The organism is Halorubrum aquaticum (assembly GCF_900113615.1).
Lineage (GTDB): Archaea > Halobacteriota > Halobacteria > Halobacteriales > Haloferacaceae > Halorubrum > Halorubrum aquaticum.
Genome location: NZ_FOPZ01000013.1, coordinates 59,116 through 79,093, shown reverse-complemented (window position 1 = coordinate 79,093; position 19,978 = coordinate 59,116). Strand labels below are relative to the sequence as shown.

General features: G+C 68.6%; 18 protein-coding genes and 1 tRNA gene. 9 read left to right on the top strand and 10 right to left on the bottom strand.

Translation table 11 applies throughout. The features are described from left to right. Positions 1-15 precede the first annotated feature (15 nt). Together F3H10_RS11330 and F3H10_RS11325 are read left to right on the top strand one after the other, a co-directional pair. On the top strand, positions 16-1,938 hold the full coding sequence (locus tag F3H10_RS11330; protein ID WP_149784880.1) for a helicase C-terminal domain-containing protein: 1,923 nt from the start codon (positions 16-18) through the stop codon (positions 1,936-1,938). A gap of 314 nt (positions 1,939-2,252) precedes the next feature. After that, complete coding sequence (locus tag F3H10_RS11325) at positions 2,253-2,444, top strand: UPF0175 family protein (RefSeq protein WP_149784879.1); 192 nt, start codon at positions 2,253-2,255, stop codon at positions 2,442-2,444. 145 nt (positions 2,445-2,589) lie between these two features. On the opposite strand, the gene F3H10_RS11320 is transcribed toward F3H10_RS11325, so the two are convergent. Then, complete coding sequence (locus F3H10_RS11320; RefSeq protein ID WP_149784878.1) at positions 2,590-3,696, bottom strand: 60S ribosomal export protein NMD3; 1,107 nt, start codon at positions 3,694-3,696, stop codon at positions 2,590-2,592. Positions 3,697-3,826: 130 nt separating this feature from the next. On the opposite strand from F3H10_RS11320, the gene F3H10_RS11315 reads away from it, so the two are divergent. The 4 genes from F3H10_RS11315 to hisS all read left to right on the top strand — a co-directional run bounded on the left by F3H10_RS11315 (position 3,827) and on the right by hisS (position 6,688). Further along, positions 3,827-4,180, top strand: a complete 354-nt coding sequence (locus tag F3H10_RS11315; protein WP_149784877.1) for a DNA-binding protein — start codon at positions 3,827-3,829, stop codon at positions 4,178-4,180. Beyond that, positions 4,181-4,774, top strand: coding sequence for a DUF7411 family protein (locus F3H10_RS11310; protein ID WP_149784876.1), 594 nt, complete (start codon positions 4,181-4,183; stop codon positions 4,772-4,774). 84 nt (positions 4,775-4,858) lie between these two features. Further along, positions 4,859-5,314, top strand: coding sequence for a DUF892 family protein (locus tag F3H10_RS11305; RefSeq protein WP_149784875.1), 456 nt, complete (start codon positions 4,859-4,861; stop codon positions 5,312-5,314). Positions 5,315-5,365: 51 nt separating this feature from the next. Continuing rightward, entirely contained in the window at positions 5,366-6,688 is a 1,323-nt protein-coding gene (gene hisS, locus F3H10_RS11300) for a histidine--tRNA ligase (protein ID WP_149784874.1), read from the top strand. 30 nt (positions 6,689-6,718) lie between these two features. Here the strand turns inward: hisS and F3H10_RS11295 are convergent, their stop codons facing one another. Continuing rightward, positions 6,719-7,501 carry an Nmad3 family putative nucleotide modification protein gene (locus F3H10_RS11295; protein WP_149784873.1) on the bottom strand — a complete coding sequence of 261 codons (783 nt, stop codon included), beginning with the start codon at positions 7,499-7,501 and terminating at the stop codon, positions 6,719-6,721. An 88-nt stretch (positions 7,502-7,589) separates the two neighbouring features. Here F3H10_RS11295 and ubaA point away from each other — a divergent pair, with 88 nt between their 5' ends. Next, positions 7,590-8,402 (top strand): SAMP-activating enzyme E1, encoded by an 813-nt coding sequence (gene ubaA / locus F3H10_RS11290; RefSeq protein WP_149784872.1) that lies wholly within the window; start codon positions 7,590-7,592, stop codon positions 8,400-8,402. A gap of 45 nt (positions 8,403-8,447) precedes the next feature. On the opposite strand, the gene F3H10_RS11285 is transcribed toward ubaA, so the two are convergent. Further along, positions 8,448-9,521 (bottom strand): aldo/keto reductase, encoded by a 1,074-nt coding sequence (locus F3H10_RS11285; protein ID WP_149784871.1) that lies wholly within the window; start codon positions 9,519-9,521, stop codon positions 8,448-8,450. 171 nt (positions 9,522-9,692) lie between these two features. Between F3H10_RS11285 and F3H10_RS11280 the strand changes: the two genes are divergently transcribed. After that, entirely contained in the window at positions 9,693-10,604 is a 912-nt protein-coding gene (locus F3H10_RS11280) for an acyltransferase (protein ID WP_149784870.1), read from the top strand. A gap of 135 nt (positions 10,605-10,739) precedes the next feature. On the opposite strand, the gene F3H10_RS11275 is transcribed toward F3H10_RS11280, so the two are convergent. Both F3H10_RS11275 and trmY read right to left on the bottom strand, forming a co-directional pair. Then, a tRNA-Pro gene (locus tag F3H10_RS11275) sits at positions 10,740-10,812 on the bottom strand. A gap of 72 nt (positions 10,813-10,884) precedes the next feature. After that, positions 10,885-11,481 carry a tRNA (pseudouridine(54)-N(1))-methyltransferase TrmY gene (gene trmY / locus F3H10_RS11270; RefSeq protein ID WP_149784869.1) on the bottom strand — a complete coding sequence of 199 codons (597 nt, stop codon included), beginning with the start codon at positions 11,479-11,481 and terminating at the stop codon, positions 10,885-10,887. A gap of 51 nt (positions 11,482-11,532) precedes the next feature. On the opposite strand from trmY, the gene F3H10_RS11265 reads away from it, so the two are divergent. Further along, complete coding sequence (locus F3H10_RS11265; RefSeq protein ID WP_149784868.1) at positions 11,533-11,751, top strand: hypothetical protein; 219 nt, start codon at positions 11,533-11,535, stop codon at positions 11,749-11,751. Positions 11,752-11,763: 12 nt separating this feature from the next. Here the strand turns inward: F3H10_RS11265 and pyrF are convergent, their stop codons facing one another. The 5 genes from pyrF to F3H10_RS11240 form a co-directional block, all read right to left on the bottom strand. Then, positions 11,764-12,594: an orotidine-5'-phosphate decarboxylase gene (gene pyrF / locus F3H10_RS11260; RefSeq protein WP_149784867.1), complete on the bottom strand. Its 831-nt coding sequence runs from the start codon at positions 12,592-12,594 to the stop codon at positions 11,764-11,766. Between the two features lie 643 nt (positions 12,595-13,237). Next, positions 13,238-16,459 (bottom strand): carbamoyl-phosphate synthase large subunit, encoded by a 3,222-nt coding sequence (carB, locus tag F3H10_RS11255; RefSeq protein ID WP_149784866.1) that lies wholly within the window; start codon positions 16,457-16,459, stop codon positions 13,238-13,240. A 161-nt stretch (positions 16,460-16,620) separates the two neighbouring features. Then, positions 16,621-16,827: a hypothetical protein gene (locus F3H10_RS11250; protein ID WP_112080075.1), complete on the bottom strand. Its 207-nt coding sequence runs from the start codon at positions 16,825-16,827 to the stop codon at positions 16,621-16,623. A 121-nt stretch (positions 16,828-16,948) separates the two neighbouring features. Then, positions 16,949-17,482 (bottom strand): DUF5815 family protein, encoded by a 534-nt coding sequence (locus F3H10_RS11245; RefSeq protein WP_149784865.1) that lies wholly within the window; start codon positions 17,480-17,482, stop codon positions 16,949-16,951. Positions 17,483-17,562: 80 nt separating this feature from the next. After that, on the bottom strand, positions 17,563-19,785 hold the full coding sequence (locus F3H10_RS11240; protein WP_149784864.1) for a CDC48 family AAA ATPase: 2,223 nt from the start codon (positions 19,783-19,785) through the stop codon (positions 17,563-17,565). Positions 19,786-19,978 lie beyond the last annotated feature (193 nt).

The following is a 19,978-nucleotide window of genomic DNA, read 5'->3' as shown; positions in this document are numbered from 1 at the left end:
GCGCGAGAGGGGGGTGTGGACCCCGATCGGATCCCCACGGAGTTCCCGGCCCCGAGCTTCCGCGGCGCACAGGAGCGCGCGCTCGCGGAGATCCGGGACGCCTTCGCCGCCGGCAACGACGTGGTGTTGGTGCGCGCGCCGACCGGCAGCGGCAAGTCCCTGCTCGCGCGGGCCGTGATGGGCTCGGCCCGCGAGGTCGCCGACGCCGCGCCGAGCGAGCCGACCGACGCCTACTACACCACCCCGCAGGTGTCCCAGCTCGACGACGTCGCCGCGGACGATCTCCTCGAGGACCTGAAGGTGATCCGCGGGAAGTCGAACTACGACTGCGTCCTCCCGGGCGAACACGACACGCCGGTCGACCGCGCGCCCTGCGTCCGCGAGCAGGGATTCGACTGTAGCATCAAACACCGCTGTCCGTACTTCTCGGACCGGGCGATCGCCTCCGCGGGCCGCTTCGCCGCCATGACGCTCGCGTACTTCATGCGGACCGCGGGCTCGGAGACCTTCCGCAAGCGCGACGTCGTCGTGATCGACGAGGCCCACGGGCTCGCGGAGTGGGCGGAGATGTACGCGACCATCGACCTCTCGCCCGAGCGCGTCCCCGTCTGGGACGACGTGGGCGTCCCGGACGTGGAGCGGGACGCCGGCGACGACGAGGACGCGCTCGACCGCACCGCCCGGTTCGTCGAGACGCTCCGCGGCGTCGCGAAGCGCGCGAAGGACGAACTGACTGGACGGCCCGAACTGAGCCGCGAGGAGGTCGCGAGACGCGACCGACTCGGGGAACTGGTCTCCGAGCTCGGCTGGTTCCTCGAGGACTACCGCGACCTCGACTCGCCGACGACGTGGGTCGTCGACCAGCCGGACGGCGAGGACTCGGCGATCGCGATCAAGCCGCTCGATCCGGCGCGGTACCTCAGACACACGGTCTGGGACCGCGGCGAGAAGTTCGCGCTGCTGTCGGCGACGATCCTCTCGAAGGAGGCGTTCTGCCGGGGCGTCGGGCTCGACCCCTCGAACGTCGCCCTCGTCGACGTCGAGCACACGTTCCCGCTCTCGAACCGTCCCCTCTACGACGTGACGAAGGGGTCGATGACCTACGAGCATCGCGACGAGACGGTGCCGAAGATCGCCCGGCTCATCGTCCGGCTGATGGCCGAACACCCCGACGAGAAGGGGCTGATCCACGCCCACTCCTACGACATCGCGGGGCGGCTCGTCGAGAAGCTGGGCGAGTTCGGCGTCGCGGCGCGCGTCCGCCGACACACCCGCGCGAACCGCGACGCCGAGCTCGAGGCGTGGAAGGCGAGTTCGGACCCCGAGGTGTTCGTCTCCGTGAAGATGGAGGAGGCGCTCGATCTCGAGGGTGACCTGTGCCGCTGGCAGGTGGTGTGTAAAGCGCCCTACCGGAACACCAACGACTCCCGGGTCGCCCGACGGCTGGCCGACGGCCAGTGGGCGTGGTACCACCGAACCGCGCTGCGGACCGTGATACAGGCGTGCGGCCGCGTCGTCCGTGCGCCCGACGACTACGGGGCGACGTACCTCGCGGACGACTCGCTTCTCGACCTCTTCGACCGCGCGGCCGCGGACACCCCGCCGTGGTTCCGCGACCAGGTCGACGCGATGACGACCCCCGACCTCCCCGAGTTCGACCCGTCGGCCGCGCTCGACGGGATCGACGCCGACCCGTCGGGTCCCGGTCGCGCCGGACGCCGACGTGGAGGGTCACGTTCCACGTCGTCCGGGCGGTCGGACGGAACGAACGACGACAACGGGGCCGCCGGCGGGACGGCGGCGGGCGGTTCCGGGTCGACTGGAGGGGGCGGTTCGACGGAAGCGGCCGACGACGGCGGCACGACGCGAACCCGGTCGGAGGCCGACGCCGAGCGGCGGAAGGACCACCCGCTCTCGGACGTCTGGGGCGACGGGTAGCGGTCGTTCGGGAGCCGGGTCCGTCCTCCGCGTGGCGGTCGAGCCGAGCTTTAGAGGAAGCTGATGCCCCAGGCGACCATCGAGCTCACCATGAGGAACGCGAAGAACAGCGCGATGGCCTGCTGTCTGTCCATGTCCCGCCTCGGCCGTAGAGGCCCATAATTCCTCCGGGCCGTCGTCGACGGCGAGCGGTGCGTGACGATCGTTCATTATATATTCCGACTGACGGCCGTGATACCTTATATCGTATAAGGTGTATCATGGTCCTGAATGAATTAGTAAGCTTCATAAACGTTCACGCAGGATAGATGGGTATGGCAACGAACGCGCTGTCGAGTGCGCTGACGCTGTACGGTGCGCGAACGCTGACGCTCGAACAGGCGGCGACGCAGGCGGGCGTCAGCGAGGCCGAGTTCGTTCGACAACTGGAGCGCCGCGGCATCGAAGTGACCGAGGCCGAGCGCTCGGCAGCGTTCGAGGGCGACCACACCGCCCGCGCGGACTGATCGGACGATCGATCCGGAATCGACCCGACTAAGACCCCCACGCAGACTCGCGTTCGTCCTCATTTTTCGCGGATCCCGCACTCACGAGCGGTCCGCTCTCCGGTTCCGTCTCCTTCCGAGAGCCTCCCGAGTGACGACCGCGACGCTACTCGTTGGGAACCAGGTGGACGTTGTCGCCGTGTTTGAACGCCAACACGGCGTCAGCGTCGTCGTCGACGAATTCGGGGTTCGGAACGGTCCGCGCCTCGTACGTCTCCGGGTCGAGCACCTGGATCGCGCGGTCGTCCTCGACGGTCACCACCGTCGTCTCCGTCGCGTCCTCCCGGACGCCGAGGCGAGTCACCTCCGGCGATTCCCCCTCGTCGAACGACGACTCGTACGTCTCGCCGGTCGCGAGACGAGTCCCCCGGATCCGGCCGGAGACCCCGGTGACGAGCACCGGTCCGTCGCCATCCTCGGGATCGAGTATCTCGCCCGGCGCGTACCGGGGGAGCCGGACCGCGAACGTCACCCGGTACACCTCGTTGCCGTCGCCGTCCTCCGTGACGAGGGTCGGATACGACTCGAAGCTGCCGCCCAGTTCCTCCGTGATCCGCGTCGCGACGTTCTGTGCGAGCCGGTTCGAGGAGACCTTCACGTCGGGGCCGTCGTCGGTCTCCTTCACCTCCGTGATGAACGCCTCCCGGTCGCCCTTCGCCTCCTGTTCGGCGACGTACGACTCGGCGATCTCGAGCGCGTCGGCCCGTTCCTCGGCGGTCAACTCGCGGTCGTCCGCGCGGACCTGAACCACGCCGGCGTAGTAGCCGCCGGCGATCCGACCGCACCGGTCGCAGGTCCCCCGCGACACCTTCACCGAGACGACCACCTCCGCCGAGCGGAGCGTCCCGCGGACGACGCCGGAGAACCGACAGTGCATCCGGACCGTGTTCTCGTCGACCTGTTCGGGCTCGACGCCCCACTCGACGTCCTCGGCGGCGACGTGAACGCCGAGGGCCTCCGCCACCTCGTCGACCGCGACGTCGGTGTAGTCGCGCGCGCCCACGTCCCGCCAGGACTCCCCGCGGCGGACCGCCCCGCAGCCGGAGCAGACGAGCACCTCGATCCGGTCCGGCGCGTCCACGAGCTCGAAGTCCTCGAAGTAACAGTCGTCACACAACAGCGCGTCCCGCCCCGTCGGATCGCCGGGTAAGGGGTCGCGACGCTCGGGGACGGCGTCGCCACACCGGGGGCAGAACTCCCGCGACTCGCTCATGGCCACGGATACGGCGGTGAGCCGTTTAAGCGGCCCGAAGCGTCGGTCGAAACGCCGTCGATTCTCCGGGGCGTCGGAACGCGGTCGATCCTCCGAAATCGTTTTTCGCCCGGACCGAGAACGGACGGGTATGAGCGGCAACCCCGACGACGAACGGCTCGAGGAACTGCGTGAGAAGAAGCTTCAGGAGCTTCAGGACCAAGCAGGCGAGGCGGGCGGCGACGCCGAGGCCCAACAGGAGGCCCAACAGCGCGCGGAGGCCCAACAGGAGGCGGTGCTCAAACAGTACCTGACCGACGGCGCGCGCCAGCGGCTCAACGCGGTCGAGATGTCGAAACCGGAGTTCGCGAAGAAGGTCAAACAGCAGGTCGCGGCGCTGGCACAGAGCGGTCGCGTCCAAGGGCGCATCGACGAGGACCAGATGCGCGACCTGCTCAAGGAGCTCCAGCCCGAACAGAAGAGCTTCGACATCCGGCGACGGTAGATGGAGCTCGCGCTGCTGTACAGCGGGGGAAAGGACTCCTCGCTCGCCGCCGCCCTGCTCGACCGGTTTTACGACGTGCGGTGTGTGACCGGGAGCTTCGGGCTCACCGACGACTGGGAGCACGCCGAGCGCGCGGCCGCGGAGATCGGCTTCCCGTTCGAGCGGATCGAACTCGACCGCGCGGTCGCCGAGGAGGCCGCGGAGCGCATGATCGCCGATGGCTACCCCCGGAACGGGATCCAGCGAGTCCACGAACACGCGCTGGAGACGATCGCCGAACGCGACGTCGACGCGATCGCCGACGGCAGCCGCCGTGACGACCGGGTTCCGACGGTCTCGCGCGCGCAGGCGCAGAGCCTGGAGGACCGCCACGACGTCGACTACATCTCGCCGCTCTCGGGGTTCGGCCGGCACGCGGTCGACCGGCTCGTGGAGGCGACCTTCGAGGTCGAACAGGGCCCGAGCGAGCAGGTCCCGAAGGCGGACTACGAGGACGAACTGCGCGCGCTCATCGCCGAGGAACACGGCGAGGAGACGGTCGCCGACGTGTTCCCGGACCACGACCAGACGTACGTCCGCGGGCGGAACGACTGAGCGACGGGTAACGGTCGAACCGTGCGTTCCTGCCGGATGACAGGAGCCGGAACGGCTTTCGGTCCACGGCGACTACGTGGAGACATGGCATCAGACCGCGTCGTCGACCTGCTCCGGAAGGCGTACGCCGACGAGATCGAGACCGTGATGAACTACCAGACGAACGCGATCGTTCTCGACGGCGTCCGAGCCGAGGAGATCAAGGAGAGCCTCCAGACGGACATCCAAGAGGAGCTCGGCCACGCGGAACAGCTCGGCCAGCGGCTCAAACAGCTCGACGCGCGACCGCCGGGGTCCGCGGAGTTCACCGCCCGTCAGGACTCGCTTCAGCCGCCGGAGGACTCGACGGACGTGCTCGCCGTCATCGAGGGCGTGCTCGACGCCGAGGAGGACGCGATCGCGACCTACCGGGACCTGATCGACGCCGCGGAGGAGGCGAACGACCCCGTGACCGAGGACCTCGCCGTGACGGTCCTCTCCGACGAGGAGGCCCACCGCACCGAGTTCCGCGGGTTCCAGAAGGAGTACCCGACAGAGTAAGGTCGGCCCCGAAAGGATGGTTTCAAGCGGCCGCTCGCCGAACCCGCCTCCATGTACGAGGGACTCAAAGGGTTTCGCGACTTCTACCCCGGGGAGCAGTCGGCCCGCCGGGAGGTGACCGACGCCATCGAGGGCGCGGCCGCGCGGTACGGCTTCCGCGAGGTCGCGACCCCCGCGCTCGAGCGGACGGAGATGTACGTCGACAAGTCCGGGGAGGGGATCGTCGAGGAGCTGTACGCCTTCGAGGACAAGGGCGGCCGCGAGGTGTCTCTCACGCCCGAACTCACGCCGACCGTCGCCCGGATGGTCGTCGCGAAGGGCCAGGAGCTCTCGAAGCCGATCAAGTGGACCTCGACACGCCCGTTCTGGCGCTACGAGCAGGTCCAGCAGGGGCGGTTCCGCGAGTTCTATCAGACGAACATCGACATATTCGGGTCGTCCGCGCCGGAGGCCGACGCCGAGGTGCTCGCGGTCGCGGCCGACGCCTTGACCGACCTGGGACTCACCGGCGACGACTTCGAGTTCCGCGTCTCACACCGCGACGTGCTCGGCGGACTCGTGCGCGCGCTCGCCGACGACCCCGACGCGGTCGACACCGAGGCCGCGATCCGCGCGGTCGACAAGCGCGCGAAGGTCGACGACGGCGAGTACTTCGGCCTGCTCTCCGACGCCGGCCTCGACCGCGCGACGGCCCGCGAGTTCGACGACCTGATCACCGACGTGGACGAGCCCAGGGACCTCGACGCGGTCGCCGAGGCCGGCGGCGAGGACGTCGAGGACGCGGTCGAGAACCTCCGGAACGTGCTCGCCGCCGCCGACGACTTCGGCGCGGGCGAGTTCTGTGAGGTATCGCTCACGACCGCCCGCGGGCTCGACTACTACACCGGCGTCGTCTTCGAGTGTTTCGACTCCACCGGCGAGGTCTCCCGGTCGATCTTCGGCGGCGGTCGCTACGACGACCTGATCGAGAGCTTCGGCGGCCAGCCCACGCCCGCGGTCGGCGTCGCACCCGGCCACGCCACGCTCAAACTGCTGTGTCAGCGCGCCGGCGTCTGGCCCGACGAGGAGCTCTCGACGGACTACTACGTCCTCTCGGTCGGCGACACCCGTTCGACGGCCGCCGGGATCGCCCGCGACCTCCGCGCGCTGGGCGACGACGTGGTCGTCGAAAGCGACGTCGCGGACCGCTCGTTCGGCGCACAGCTCGGGTACGCCGACTCGATCAACGCCGAGACGGTGGTCGTCGTCGGCGAGCGCGACCTCGCGAACGGCGAGGTGACGGTGAAGGACATGGCGAGCGGCGACGAGACGACCGCGCCGGTCGAGGAGTTCCCGCCCGAGTCCGGCCGGCCGACGTACGACGACTACGCGTAGCCGGTCGAGCGGCGTCGCGGGGCCGTTCGGTCACTGCCGAGGCAGCCGGTCGAGGAGCGTCGCCGTCGCGGACTCGTCGAACCGTAGCGGCCGCCGCCACCACGGCCCCTTCCCGGAGTCGCTCGAGAGGTCGGTGACGAGTTCGTTCGCGTCGGACCCCGACTCCGGCGTACTCAGCGGAACGACGCGTTCGAGGAGTCCGGACTCCTGCGTGTCGCCGGCGACGACGACCCGCGCGTCGAAGGGATCGCGTTTCAGGTGGGCGTTCGTCGGGACGGCCCCGGCGGCCGCGGCGCGGGACGGGCCGTCGGAACCGGCTCCGTCGAGGACGCGGTTGACCCGGATCCCCGCGAACAGGTACGCGCCCCAGTCGGGCGCGAGGTCGTCGTCGACGAGGTCGGGGTCGACCGCGGGATCCGTTCCGGGACCGCCCCACCCCGCCGGCCGGAGCGAGAGCGTCGCGTAGAACAGCAGCCAATCGCCCGGCTCGAGTTCGGCGATCGGACCGGCCTTGACCGCGTAGGGGTCGCCGTAGGTCGCGTGCTCGCGGCCGTGGACGCCGGGGAACTCCGGGTCCATGTGGACCGGTCGGTCGCGGAGCGGATCGGGGAGCGCGAACGGCACGTCGAGGTCGGCGTACGTCGGGAGCGGTTCGTCGACCGGGAACCGGTCGCGCGGGAGCGTCGCTTCCGACTCCGGGATCGGAACGTACGCGAACGACCCGTCGGGGTACACCGGCCCGCGGAAGCCGGGCTCGTTGGTGTTGGCGGCGACGTTGACGGCGACGGCGCGGGGGCTCGAACTCTCATTCACCGCGCCGACGTACGGGTCGGCGTCCGATAACGGTGCTGGCTACCGCGTCGGGAAAGCCGTTATACCCGATCACCTCCCACGTCCACGCATGAGCCTCTCGCTGGACGCCACGCAGCTCGACCGCTACTCCAGACACATCATCATGGACGAGGTCGGCCCGGAGGGCCAGAAACGGCTCCTGGAGAGCAGCGCGCTCGTCCTCGGGGCCGGCGGGCTCGGCGCGCCAGTCATCCAGTACCTCGCGGCCGCCGGCGTCGGCACCCTCGGGATCGTCGACGACGACGTGGTCGAGCGCTCCAACCTCCAGCGGCAGGTGATCCACGGCGACGCCGACGTCGGCGAGCCCAAGGTCGAGTCCGCCGCGCGGTTCGTCGACCGCCTCAATCCCGACATCGACGTGGAGACCCACGAGGCGCGCCTCGACGTCGACAACGCCCACGAGTTGATCGGCGGGTACGACGTCGTCGTCGACTGCGCCGACAACTTCCGGACGCGGTACGTCGTCAACGACGCCGCCCGGATCGAGGGTGTCCCCGTCGCCCACGGCGCGATCTACAAGTTCGAGGGACAGGCGACGACGCTCGTCCTCGACGGCCCCTGTTATCGGTGTCTGTTCCCCGAGGCCCCCGAACCGGGCACCGTCCCCGACTGTGCGACCACCGGGGTGCTCGGCGTGCTTCCCGGGACGCTCGGCTGTATTCAGGCGACGGAGGCGGTCAAACTCCTGCTCGACGCCGGCGACCCGCTCGCGGGACGGCTGCTGTTTTACGACGCCATGGACATGACCTTCGAGACGGTTCCGTACCAACGGAACCCGGACTGTCCGGTGTGTGGCGAGGGCGGGATCGAGACGATCGAGGGCGTCGACTACACCGGCGGCTGTCGCATCGACGCGGATTAGGCTCCAGCAGGGTGGACGACCGGATCGCCGGCTCGGTTCGTCCGGTCAGTACGAGGCTGCGCGCTTGTCGAGGCCCGCCGCCGCGATGTCCTCGCCGTCGACGGAGGTGCGGAGGGCGTCCATCCCGTCGTCGCGGTCGACGTCGAAGTTGCGCGCGTACAACCCCTCGAGCCGGTCGTACTCGGCCTCCGAGATCGGGGGCACGTCGCTCGCGGCGGTCCACTCCGCGATGTCGTCGCCGTCGCGGAACGTCGGCGTCACCGAGGCGACCTCGTCGTGCGCGAGGAGCCAGCGGATCGACGCCTGACTCAGGGTACGGGTTCCCGCCGCGTGGTCGGGCTCCTCGAGGAAGCGGATCGATTCGACCTTCTCCCAGCCGGTCTCGTACCACTCTTTCGGGCGGTGTGAACGGTGGTCGCCGTCCTCCAACACGGTGTCGGGCGTCACCTGCTCGTTGAGCAGTCCCGACGAGTGCGGGACGCGCGCGATGACGGAGGTGTCGGAGCCCGTCTCGCGGACGGTGTCGATGAAGTGTCGGCCGGGCTCCTGTTCGAAGAGGTTGAACACCGTCTGGACGGCGTCGAACTCGTCGTACTCGACGGCGGCGTCGCCCTCGGCCAGCCAGCCGATCGACGGGCCCAGCGCCCAGCCGAGCGCTCGAACCCGCCCCTCGGCTTTCCACTCGCTGAGGAGGTCGCGAACCTCGGGCGTCACCTCGTCGACGTTGGCGTTGTGGAGTTGGAGCAGGTCGACGTAGTCCGTGTCGAGCCGGTCGAGCGAGGACTCGAGCGCCTCCCGGAGGTACTCCTCGTTCAGTTCCTTCGGCAACTCGCCGTGTCCCGCCTGCGGGTTGTCGTAGAAGTCGTAGCCGATCTTCGTCGCCAGCGTGACCTCCTCGCGGCGGTCGGCGATCGCCTCCCCGACGATCCGCTCGCTGTCGCCGTGGCCGTACACGTCGCCGGTGTCGACGTAGGTGACGCCCGCGTCGAGGGCCTCTCGAACCATCGACACCGCCTGGTCGTCCGACCGGTCGCCCCACCAGTCCGTCCCGACGACCCACGCGCCGAAGCCGATCTCCGACACTTCGACGCCGGAGGTCCCGAGTTCTCGGTGCTGCATGGTCCGGCGTTGGAAGCGGGGACACTTATCGGGCCCGGTCGTCCCCGGAAGCTGAGATCGTCCGAATCGCCGCGGTCGCCGATGCGCCTCGGGAGCGTCGAAGGCGTCCCCGTGGTGGCGTTCGCGTCGCACAACCGAACCCATTTGTGGATCCCCGCCGAACCTTCGGCGATGACAAAACGACACGTGTCCCTGCCGGACGACGCGGAGGCGTCGGTCCAGGGGTTCATCGACGAGGTGGACGACCGGCTCTCCTCGGCCGAGGACACCTGCGACGTCGTTCGGGACACGCTGATCGACCTCCACGGCGACCGCGAGCGATGGGAGGCCTGGAAGGCGGGCGAGGACGTCTCGAAGGCGGAACGCGTCCGGCTTCAGGGGTACGACCCCTGTAACGCCACCCTCGAGTCGGAGTACTACGCCGAGAAGGACGAGGAGAAGTTCCGGCGCTCGAAACACCTCCAGTGGCTCTGGCGGCAGTTCGACGCCACGCCGATGGCCGACAACGTCGAGTTCGCCCTTCGGTTCCGGCGGATGCTCGGGAAACACCTGTTCGCCGAGTGCGGCGACGGCTGCCGACTTTTCAAAGGCATCTCCTTCACCTACGGCCACAACATCGAGATCGGCGACAACGTCGTGATCCACGACGACGTTCACCTCGACGACCGCGGCAAGCTGACGATCGGCGACCGCGCGTCCCTCTCCGACGGCGTTCACGTCTACAGCCACGACCACGATCTCGTCGACCAGACCGAGGTCCGAAACTTCCACACCGTCGTCGCCGCCGACGCCAGAGTCACCTACGACGCGATGGTGCGAGCCGGCTGTCGGATCGGCGAGAACAGCGTCGTCGGCGCGCGTGCCGTGGTTCAGGGCGACGTCCCGGACCACCACGTCGCCGTCGGAACGCCCGCCCGGAGCATCCGCGTGAAGCCCGGCTGGGAGGACGTCGCCGAGGACCTCGAGGACGGTCGGCTCCCCGATCGGAGCGACGAGCGCGAGATCGAATACGAGCTCCCGGACGACCTCGACCGCTTCGACGAGTTCCAGCGGGACCGCCGCCCGCCGAACCGGTCCCGGTGAACCACCGAGGACGGCGTCGTGGACGCTGACGGCCGCGGAAGCGATCTTCTCCGAATATCCTCCCGCGGGAGTTCCTCGAGATCGTCTCCGCCCGGCTCACTTGTCAGTAGACGACGTAAAACGGTATGCGGGAAGTGGGCCGGCACGAATTTGAATCGTGGTTACGGCCACCCGAAGGCCGAAGGATACCAAGCTACCCCACCGGCCCGCATCCCAACGGAGGCCGCTCGTTCTTTTAATCCTTCCGAAAACGGGGGACGTCGAGAGTCGCGCTCGAGAGTCAATACGACGTGTATCCGCCCGTGTCGAGCCAGTTGTGGACGACCGAGACGGTGTGGTCGGCGTGGAGCCGTTCGGGGCCGACCCGTAGCCGTCGATCACGCGTCTCCGCCAGCAGCGACGACTCCGTCTCCGTGAAGTCGTGATGATCCGAGAGGACGAACACCGGGTCTTCCGGCGGCTCGGCGTCGACGAGCGGCGCACCCTCCTCGTGGAGCTGGACGAGCGTTCCCTCGGCCGCGAGTCGGTCGAGCGTCGCCGAGAACCCCATTCGACGCAGTTCCACGCCGGGAGAGACGTCCGCCGGCATGTGGCCGATAGCGTCCTCGCGAGCGGCGAGCGCGTCGCGCACCCGAGCAGCGACGTTCCGCTCGTCGGGATGGAGGTGCCGGAGGGTCGCGGCGTCGAACGTGACGGTGAGCTCGTCGGCACAGACGAGGTGAACCCTGGCGTCCTCGCGGATGCCGTGTGAGAGGAAGACGCCGGTCGACACGCACCGACAGAGGAGGTCGAGCCGTCCCGCGCCGGGGACGTCCGAGAGGGAGATCTCGTCCGGGTCGGTGGGTGCGTCGTGGCCGACGACGACGAACTGTCGCATACGCGTCGGTCCGCCCGAACCGTGATAAGCGGCCCGACCGACGGTCCATACATGAGCGTCACCGGACTCTGTCAGGTGTGTGAGAACGCCCCGGCCCGCCACGACTGTCGGTACTGCGGACGACAGGTCTGTCGAGACCACTGGAGGGAAACGGTCGGCGCGTGTGTCGCCTGTGCGGAGGCGGCTGGCGTCGACGACGGCGGCGATCCGTCTGACGCGAACGACCCATCCGACGAGGACGATCCGTCACGAAGGTTCCGGATCGACTGACGTCGAGACGGACTACCGGTGGCGATTCAGCCGCTTCTTCAGCCGCTTCGCCGCGTCGCCCGCGGCCCCGAAGTACGTCGTCTCGTCGTCCGATCGAGCCGCCTCCTCGCCGGCGAAGATGATGCCCCGTGAGGAGTTGACGAGTCCGATGTCGACGTCGACGCTCGGGTAGTCCGCGAGCCCGTGTTCGACCGCCGCCTCGGCGTCGCCACCCTGCGCGCCGACGCCGGGAACGAGGAACGGGACCTCCGGGACGATCCCTCTCACCTCCGCGAGCTCGTCGGGCGTGGTCGCGCCGACGACGAGACCGACGTTCCCGTTCGCGTTCCAGACGTCCGCGAGCGCGGCGACGCGCTCGTATACGGGCTCCCCGGACGCGAGTTCGAGGTCCTGAAGGTCGCCTCCGCCGGGGTTCGACGTTCGACAGAGGACGAACACCCCCTTCTCTTCCCGGTCAAGGAACGGCTGAAGCGAGTCGCGACCCATGTACGGGTTCACGGTGATCGCGTCGACCCACTCCAACACCTCGGCGTACCGGCGGGTGGTGTTGCCGATGTCGGCGCGTTTGGCGTCGAGGAGCACCGGAACGTCCTTGCCGGCCGCGTACGCGACGGTCTCTCGAAGCGCGCGCCAGCCGTCGGCGTCCTCGTAGAAGGCGGCGTTCGGCTTGTAGCAGGCGGCATGTTCGTGGGTCGCGTCGATCACGCGTCGGTTGAACGCCCACCGCGGAAGGTCGGCGTCCGCGAGGAACTCCGGGATCCGGTCCGGGTCCGGGTCGAGACCGACCGAAACGACGCTGTCGGTCCGTTCGATCCGGTCCGCGAGCCGCTCGAAGAAGCGCATACCGGAGATGAGGCGGAGCCCCCGGCTAAACGTTGTGTTCCACGTCCGAGGCGCCCGGAGGCTTCCGTTGGGCCCGCCGATCGAGCCGGTACGCGAGACTCACGAACCGGTCGGACGGAGGAACGAGCAAACCACTGCGGTGGCGTTGCCGGCGCTTTGCGCCGGCTTCAAGCGAGAGCGAAGCTCTCGCCCTGCGCCCGGTCGCGGGCCGCCAGCCCGCGACCGGCCCGTGAGGGAGTCGGTCGCCGGAGGCGATCGACGAGGCTGGGGAGGCATGAGGTGCGGTGCGGTTGTAGTCGGGTGGGATTCAAAGAGGTAGCCGGGACGGCTCGGGACTTTGGACGTGTTCCTCGCAGTCGCGTTCGCCGCGACACCAACGACGGGTCTCCGTTCACAGAGCTCGTCCCACTAACACCCGGAATATCGCGGCCGTTTCGAAAGAACTCGTCCCGAGAGACCTCCGATCGGGTCGGGCGGAGACGGGACGACGGTTCAAGAGGGATGACGCAGCAGACTCGCCGTGACCTGAGAGCCGCCCCGCGGCGGTCGAGGCGGTCGTGTGGCGACCCGCCGCGGGATCGGAATACGCCGCCTGTTCGCCAGTCACTCGGTCGGTCCCGGCGACACGACCCGCCCAGCGACGTTACTCGCCCCAGTTCTCGACGCGTTTCGGCCGGTCCGAGACCGCCATCACGTCGAGGTCGTCGTCCGCGTGATCGATCGCCTCCAGCGCCGCTTTCGCGCTCGCGTGCGTCGAGAAGTAGGTTATCTCCTCCTCGACGGCCACTTCCAACAGCTCGCGCTGGCGCGAGACGATGAGGTCGATCTCGCCGCGACGCGCCGCCTCGATGAGGTCCGTCGCCGTCGACAGCTGGAAGTGCTCGGAGAACCCCTCGACGAGTGCTTCACCCTCCGCCGTGTCCGGATCGGGGAACTCCTCGGCGGAGAGGTCGACGACGGCAGTACCCGAATCGGGGATCGGTTTGCCGGTCGCGTCCTGTGCCTTGTCGTACGCCTTCCCGAACGAGCGGGCGGTCCCCATCACCTCGCCGGTCGATTTCATCTCGGGTCCGAGCCGCGGATCGGACCCCGGTAGCCGGTCGAACGGCAGGACGACCTCCTTGACGCTGCGGTGTTCGGGGATCTGCTCGTCCACGTCGAGGTCGGCGAGCGACCGATCGGTCATCACCTTCGCCGCGAGCTTGGCGATCGGGACGCCCGTGGCCTTCGAGACGAACGGAACCGTCCGCGAGGAGCGGGGGTTCGCCTCGAGAACGTACACCTCGGCGCGCTCGTCGGGGTCGTGGACGCCGGTCACCGCGAGCTGGACGTTGAGAAGTCCGACGGTGTCGAGCGCACGGGCGATGTCCTCGGTCACTTCACGGACCCGTTCGAGCGTCGCGTCCCCGAGCGAGCGAGGCGGGATCATACACGCGGAGTCGCCGGAGTGAACCCCCGCGCTCTCGACGTGTTCCATCACGCCGCCGATCAGCACGTCCTCGCCGTCGGCGACGGCGTCGACGTCGAGCTCGACCGCGTCCGCGAGGAACTGGTCGACGAGGATCGGCTTGTCGGGCGAGACGCGGACCGCCTCCTCGATGTAGCGTTCGAGCTCCTCGTCGTCCTCGACGACGCGCATCGCGCGCCCGCCGAGCACGTAGGACGGACGCACCAACACGGGGTAGCCGATCCGGTGGGCCAGATCGAGCGCCTCCTCGCGGCTCGTCGCAGTCCCGCCCTCCGGCTGGTCGACGCCGATCTCGTCCATCAGGACGTTGAAGCGGTCGCGGTCCTCGGCCAGATCCATCGCCTCGACGCTCGTGCCCAGAACCGAGCAGTCGAGTCCGCGACGCTCGATCTCCTCCTTGAGAGGTTCGCCCACGTTGACGGAGGTCTGCCCGCCGAACTGGACCATCACGCCGTCCGCGTCCGTCGTCTCGATCACGTCCGCGATCTCCTCGGCGGAGATCGGCTCGAAGAAGAGCCCGTCGGAGGTGTCGTAGTCCGTCGAGACGGTCTCCGGGTTGTTGTTGACGACGTGCGCGTCGATCCCGAGTTCGCGGAGCGCCCGGACCGCGTGGACCGCGCAGTAGTCGAACTCAACGCCCTGTCCGATCCGGATCGGGCCGCCGCCGACGACGACGACGCTCTCCACGTCCGGGTCGACGCGGACCTCGTTGGCCGCGCCGGCCGTGTCCGCTCCCGCGAGGAACTCGGGGAGCCGGGCGGAGTAGTAGTACGGGGTCGACGCCTCGAACTCGCCCGCACAGGTGTCGACCTGCTTGAACGTGCGCTCGGGGACCGTGGACTCGACCTCGCCGACGTCGGCGGTCGTCCCGCCGTCACCGGCGACCGCGGCGATCTCCGCGTTCGTCCGGCCGGCCATCGCGGCCGCGGTGAAGTCTCCCTCCGCAGCTGCGGCGGTCGCGTCGGCGACGTTCTCGAAGCGCTCGACGTACCACCGGTGGATGTCCGTGAGATCGACCACGTCGTCGACGCTGTAGCCACGGTCGAACGCCTCGAACATCGCGTACGGGCGGTCCGGACTCGGCCGCTCGAGGTACTCCGTTTCGAGTTTCCCGTCGGAGACCTCCGCGAAGTCGACGGCGGGGTCGTACTCCGAGGAGCGTAGCGCCTTCGTGAGGCTCTCCTCGAACGTCCGGCCGATCGACATCGCCTCGCCGGTCGATTTCATCGCCGTTCCGAGCTCGAAATCGACGTCATCGAACTTGTCGATGGGCCACCGTGGCACCTTCGTCACCACGTAGTCGATGGCGGGCTCGAAGGCGGCGGTCGTCTCGCCGGTGATCTCGTTGTCGATCTCGTGGAGCCGCTTGCCGAGCGCGACCTTCGCGGTGACGCGGGCGATCGGGTAGCCCGTCGCCTTCGAGGCCAGCGCGGAGGAGCGTGAGACGCGCGGGTTCACCTCGACGACGCGATACTCGCCGCCCGGAGTGCCGTCGTCGTGCCACGCGAACTGGATGTTACACCCGCCCTGAATGCCCAGATCGCGGATGACCTCGAGCGCCGCGTCCCGCATCTCCTGGTGACCGTCGTCCGGAATGACTTGTGAGGGGGTGACGACCGTCGACTCGCCGGTGTGGATCCCCATCGGATCGATGTTCTCCATGTTACAGATGATGATACAGGAGTCGTCGGCGTCCCGCATCACCTCGTACTCCAGTTCGACCCACCCGGAGATCGACTCGGTGATCAGCACCTCGGCGTTCCGCGAGAGCCTGAGTCCCTTGCGGACGCGCTCGACGAGTTCCTCGAAGTCGTCGACGACGCCGGAACCGGACCCGCCCAGGGTGTAGGTCGTCCGTGCGATGACGGGCAGTCCGCCGACCTCGTCGACGGCCGCCTGGACGCGCTCCCGGAGCGCACCCTCGTCGAAGTCGGTGACCGACTCGTCATCGTCGAGCGAGATGGTCGTCGACTTCGGGACGGGCTGGCCGAGGTTCTCCATCCGCTGGCGGAAGAGGTCGCGGTCCTCCGTCGCGTAGATGGTGTCGAGCGGCGTCCCCATCACGTCGACGTCGTGTTCCTCCAGAATCCCCTGTTCGGCCAGCTCGGCGGTGACGTTGAGTCCGGTCTGTCCGCCGAGCCCGGCGATGACGCCGTCCGGTTCCTCGAGCCGGATGACCTCCGCGATCGCCTCGGGGGTGATCGGTTCGATGTACACCCGGTCGGCGGTCTCGGGATCGGTCATGATCGTCGCCGGGTTCGAGTTCACGAGGACGACTCGCGCGCCCTCTTCCTGGAGCGCGCGACACGCCTGCGCCCCGGAGTAGTCGAACTCCGCCGCCTGTCCGATCTGGATCGGCCCGCTACCGATGAGCAGTATGGTGCGGTCCTCGCTCATTATCGCGACGGAGTACGCTCATCGTAATAAGGTCGACGATAAAGTACGAATCTCGCAGGCTATTTGCGATTTTCGCAAGACACACGTCCGCATACGTCATGGTGTCGCCTCGGCTGGTCCTCGGTATCGTGTCGAGACCGGTCGGGAGAACGAGTCGACCGCTACGTGTTCAACTCGTAGCGGTACGGTCGCCCGGCGATCACGTCCACTTCCCCGCGCTTCGCCCACCGTCCCAACACGGTCGCGACGCGATGCGGGCTGTCGATCCCTTCGGTCTCCTCCAGGAGCGCCAGGATCTCCCGCGCCGTCAACGGCTCCTCGGCGTCGGCGAGCACACCGCGGATCCGCTCGTACTCGTGGGTGTGCATGTGTCTTACGTACGGCCGCCGACGGTATAGGCTTCAGTGAGACACGAGTCGGACGTGTGTCGGACACACGGCCTCGCTACCGACCGATCCGCCCGATTCGTCTCGGCGGGTTCGGGGCCGATCAGGCGTACGGGTCCTCGGCCTCGAGGTCGCGTTCCGCGCGATACTGGTCGACGAACTCGGCGACGTCGAACTCCATCATCTCCCGTTCGAACCGGGAGAGGGCGTCGTCGTCCTCGGCGTGACTCACGGCGTGTTCCATCAACTCGACGACGAGTTCGACGATCACCTCGTGGAGCCGGCGGGAGTCGAAATCGGCGACCCACAGCATCGCGTAGCCGACCTCGCCGTCGCCGCTGGCGTCGTGTGTGACGACCGATTCGGGGAACTCCTCCAAGACGACGCCGAGGAGGTGCGGCGTGTCGAACTCGGGCATCTCCTCGCTCGTCGTCTCTATCGCCTCCCGGAGGACGTCGACGAGGAAATCGGGGAGGAAGCGCTCGGGGGGGTGGACGTCCATCACGACCGCGTGCGTCTCGCCGCAGTCGCACTCGAACTCCCGCATCCCGAGGTCCAACTCGCCGAGGCCGACGGTCTCGCCGCACGGGAGCTCCAGCGTGTGGTCGTCGCCACCGGGAACGCGCGGCTGGGCCATGGAACGTCTTGGCCATTGTGGCGGTTAAAAGGCGCGGAAACGGGCCGGATCGCGTCGACGACGAGTGGCGCGTCCGGGTCCTACTGGAACCCGACTCGACCGCCGGTGTCCCGGAGCGCGTCGCGACCGCCGCCCTTGAACTCGCGTTCGACCTCCTCGTAGTAGGACAGGATGTCCTCGGTGATGGTCGGGCGAACCGACTCCATCGCCCGCCGGAAGTGTTTCATCTCCACCTCCTCGGCGTCGTCGTCGTCTCGCAGCGCCTCGATGGCGGCCTCTCGGGCGATCCCCTCGAGGTCGGAGCCGACGTAGCCGTCGGTGATCTCCGCGACCTCCCGCAGGCTGACGTCCGGCGCGAGCGGGGTGTCATGCGTGTGTATCTCGAGGATCCGCTCGCGACCCTCCTGGTCGGGCTGGCCGATCATCACGAGCCGGTCGAACCGACCCGAGCGGATCAGCGCGGGGTCGATCATGTCCGGCCGGTTGGTCGCGCCGATCACCATCACGTCGCCCATCTCCTCCAACCCGTCGAGCTCGGTCAGGAGCTGGTTGACGACCCGCTCGGAGACGTTGTTGCCCATCTCCTGACCGCGCGAGGGCGCGAGGCTGTCGAGCTCGTCGAAGAAGATGACCGTCGGACTCACCTGCCGGGCCTTCCGGAAGGTCTGGCGGATCGCCTTCTCGCTTTCCCCGACCCACTTCGAGAGCAGCTGCGGCCCGCGGACCGAGATGAAGTTCGCGTTCGTCTCGTTGGCGACCGCCTTCGCCATCAGCGTCTTTCCGGTCCCCGGCGGTCCGTACAACAGCACCCCCTTCGGCGCCTCCACGCCCATTCGTTCGAACTTCTCGGGGGACGTGAGCGGCCACTCGACGGACTCCTGGACCTGCTGTTTCGCGTCGGTTAACCCGCCCACGTCGTCCCAGGAGACCTTCGGAAGCTCGACGAGGACCTCCCGCATCGCGGAGGGTTCGACCTCCGTGAGCGCGCCCGCGAAGTCGTCGCGTTTGACGATCATTCGGTCGATGAGGCTCGGCGGGACCTCCTCCTCGTCGAGGTCGATCTCGGGGAGGTACCGCCGGAGCGCCTTCATCGCGGCCTCCTTGGTGAGGCTCTCGACGTCGGCACCGACGAAGCCGTGGGTCTCGTCGGCGAGGTGGTCCAACGAGACGTCGTCCGAGAGCGGCATGCCGCGGGTGTGGATCTGGAGGATCTCCTTGCGGCCGACCTCGTCGGGGACGCCGATCTCGATCTCGCGGTCGAACCGCCCCGGGCGGCGGAGCGCGGGGTCGACGCTGTCGACGCGGTTGGTCGCGCCGATCACGACCACCTGTCCGCGGGTCTCCAGCCCGTCCATCATCGTCAGGAGCTGGGCGACGACGCGGCGTTCGACCTCGCCGGTCACGTCCTCGCGTTTCGGCGCGATGGAGTCGAGCTCGTCGATGAAGACGATCGAGGGCGACTCCTCCTTGGCGTCCTCGAAGATCTCCCGGAGCTGCTGTTCGGACTCGCCGTAGTACTTCGAGATGATCTCCGGGCCGGCGATCGAGAAGAACGAGGCGCTGGTCTCGTTGGCGACCGCCTTGGCCAGGAGGGTCTTCCCGGTGCCCGGCGGGCCGTGGAGCAGCACGCCCTGCGGGGGCTCGATCCCGAGCTTCGAGAAGATCTGCGGGTGTTTCATCGGGAGCTCGACCATCTCGCGGACGCGCTGGATCTCGCTCTGGAGCCCGCCGATGTCCTCGTAGGTGATCCCGCTACCGGTCTTCTCGAAGCCGGATATCGGCTCCTCGCGGAGCTCGACCTCGGTGTCCTCCGTGATCAGACAGACGCCGTCGGGCTCGGTCTCGACGGCGATGAGCGGGATCGCTTGGCCCGGCGAGCGCATGAACGGGTGGTTCGTCGAGGACATCACGGGGACGATGTCGCGCTCGACGACCGGCCGCTTGAGGATCTGGCGTTTCACCATGCCGGCGGCGTCGGAGCCGAACTGGACGGACGCCTCCTCGGGCGGGGCCAGCACGAGCTTGTCGGCCTTCTCGGCTTCGGCCTTCCGGATGGTGACGCGCTCGCCGATACCCACGTCGGCGTTCTGGCGGGTGAATCCGTCGACGCGGACCGTGTCGGTGTTCCAGTCCTGCCGGTCCGCGCGCCACACCTTCGCGGCGGTCGTCTCCGCGCCCTCGATCTCGATGATGTCGCCGGGCGAGAGCTTGAGGTGTAACAGCGTGTCGGGGTCGAGCCGTGCGATGCCGCGCCCCGAGTCGTTCGGGTACGCCTTCGCCACTTCGAGTTGGACTTCGTTCATGGTTCCTCGCGGGGGATAGCCGTACCTGCACTCGGTTCGGGAATAAGCCTGTTGCTCCGAGGGGTCCGCTCCACCGGCCGGGCGGCCCGTCGGCCGCCCGTAGTGCGGCATGTCATCTTATGTCATGGTATACGCCCTGCGTTTAAAACCCCGTCGCCACCGTGCGTTTTCGCCGGGGAAGCGGACACGTCCG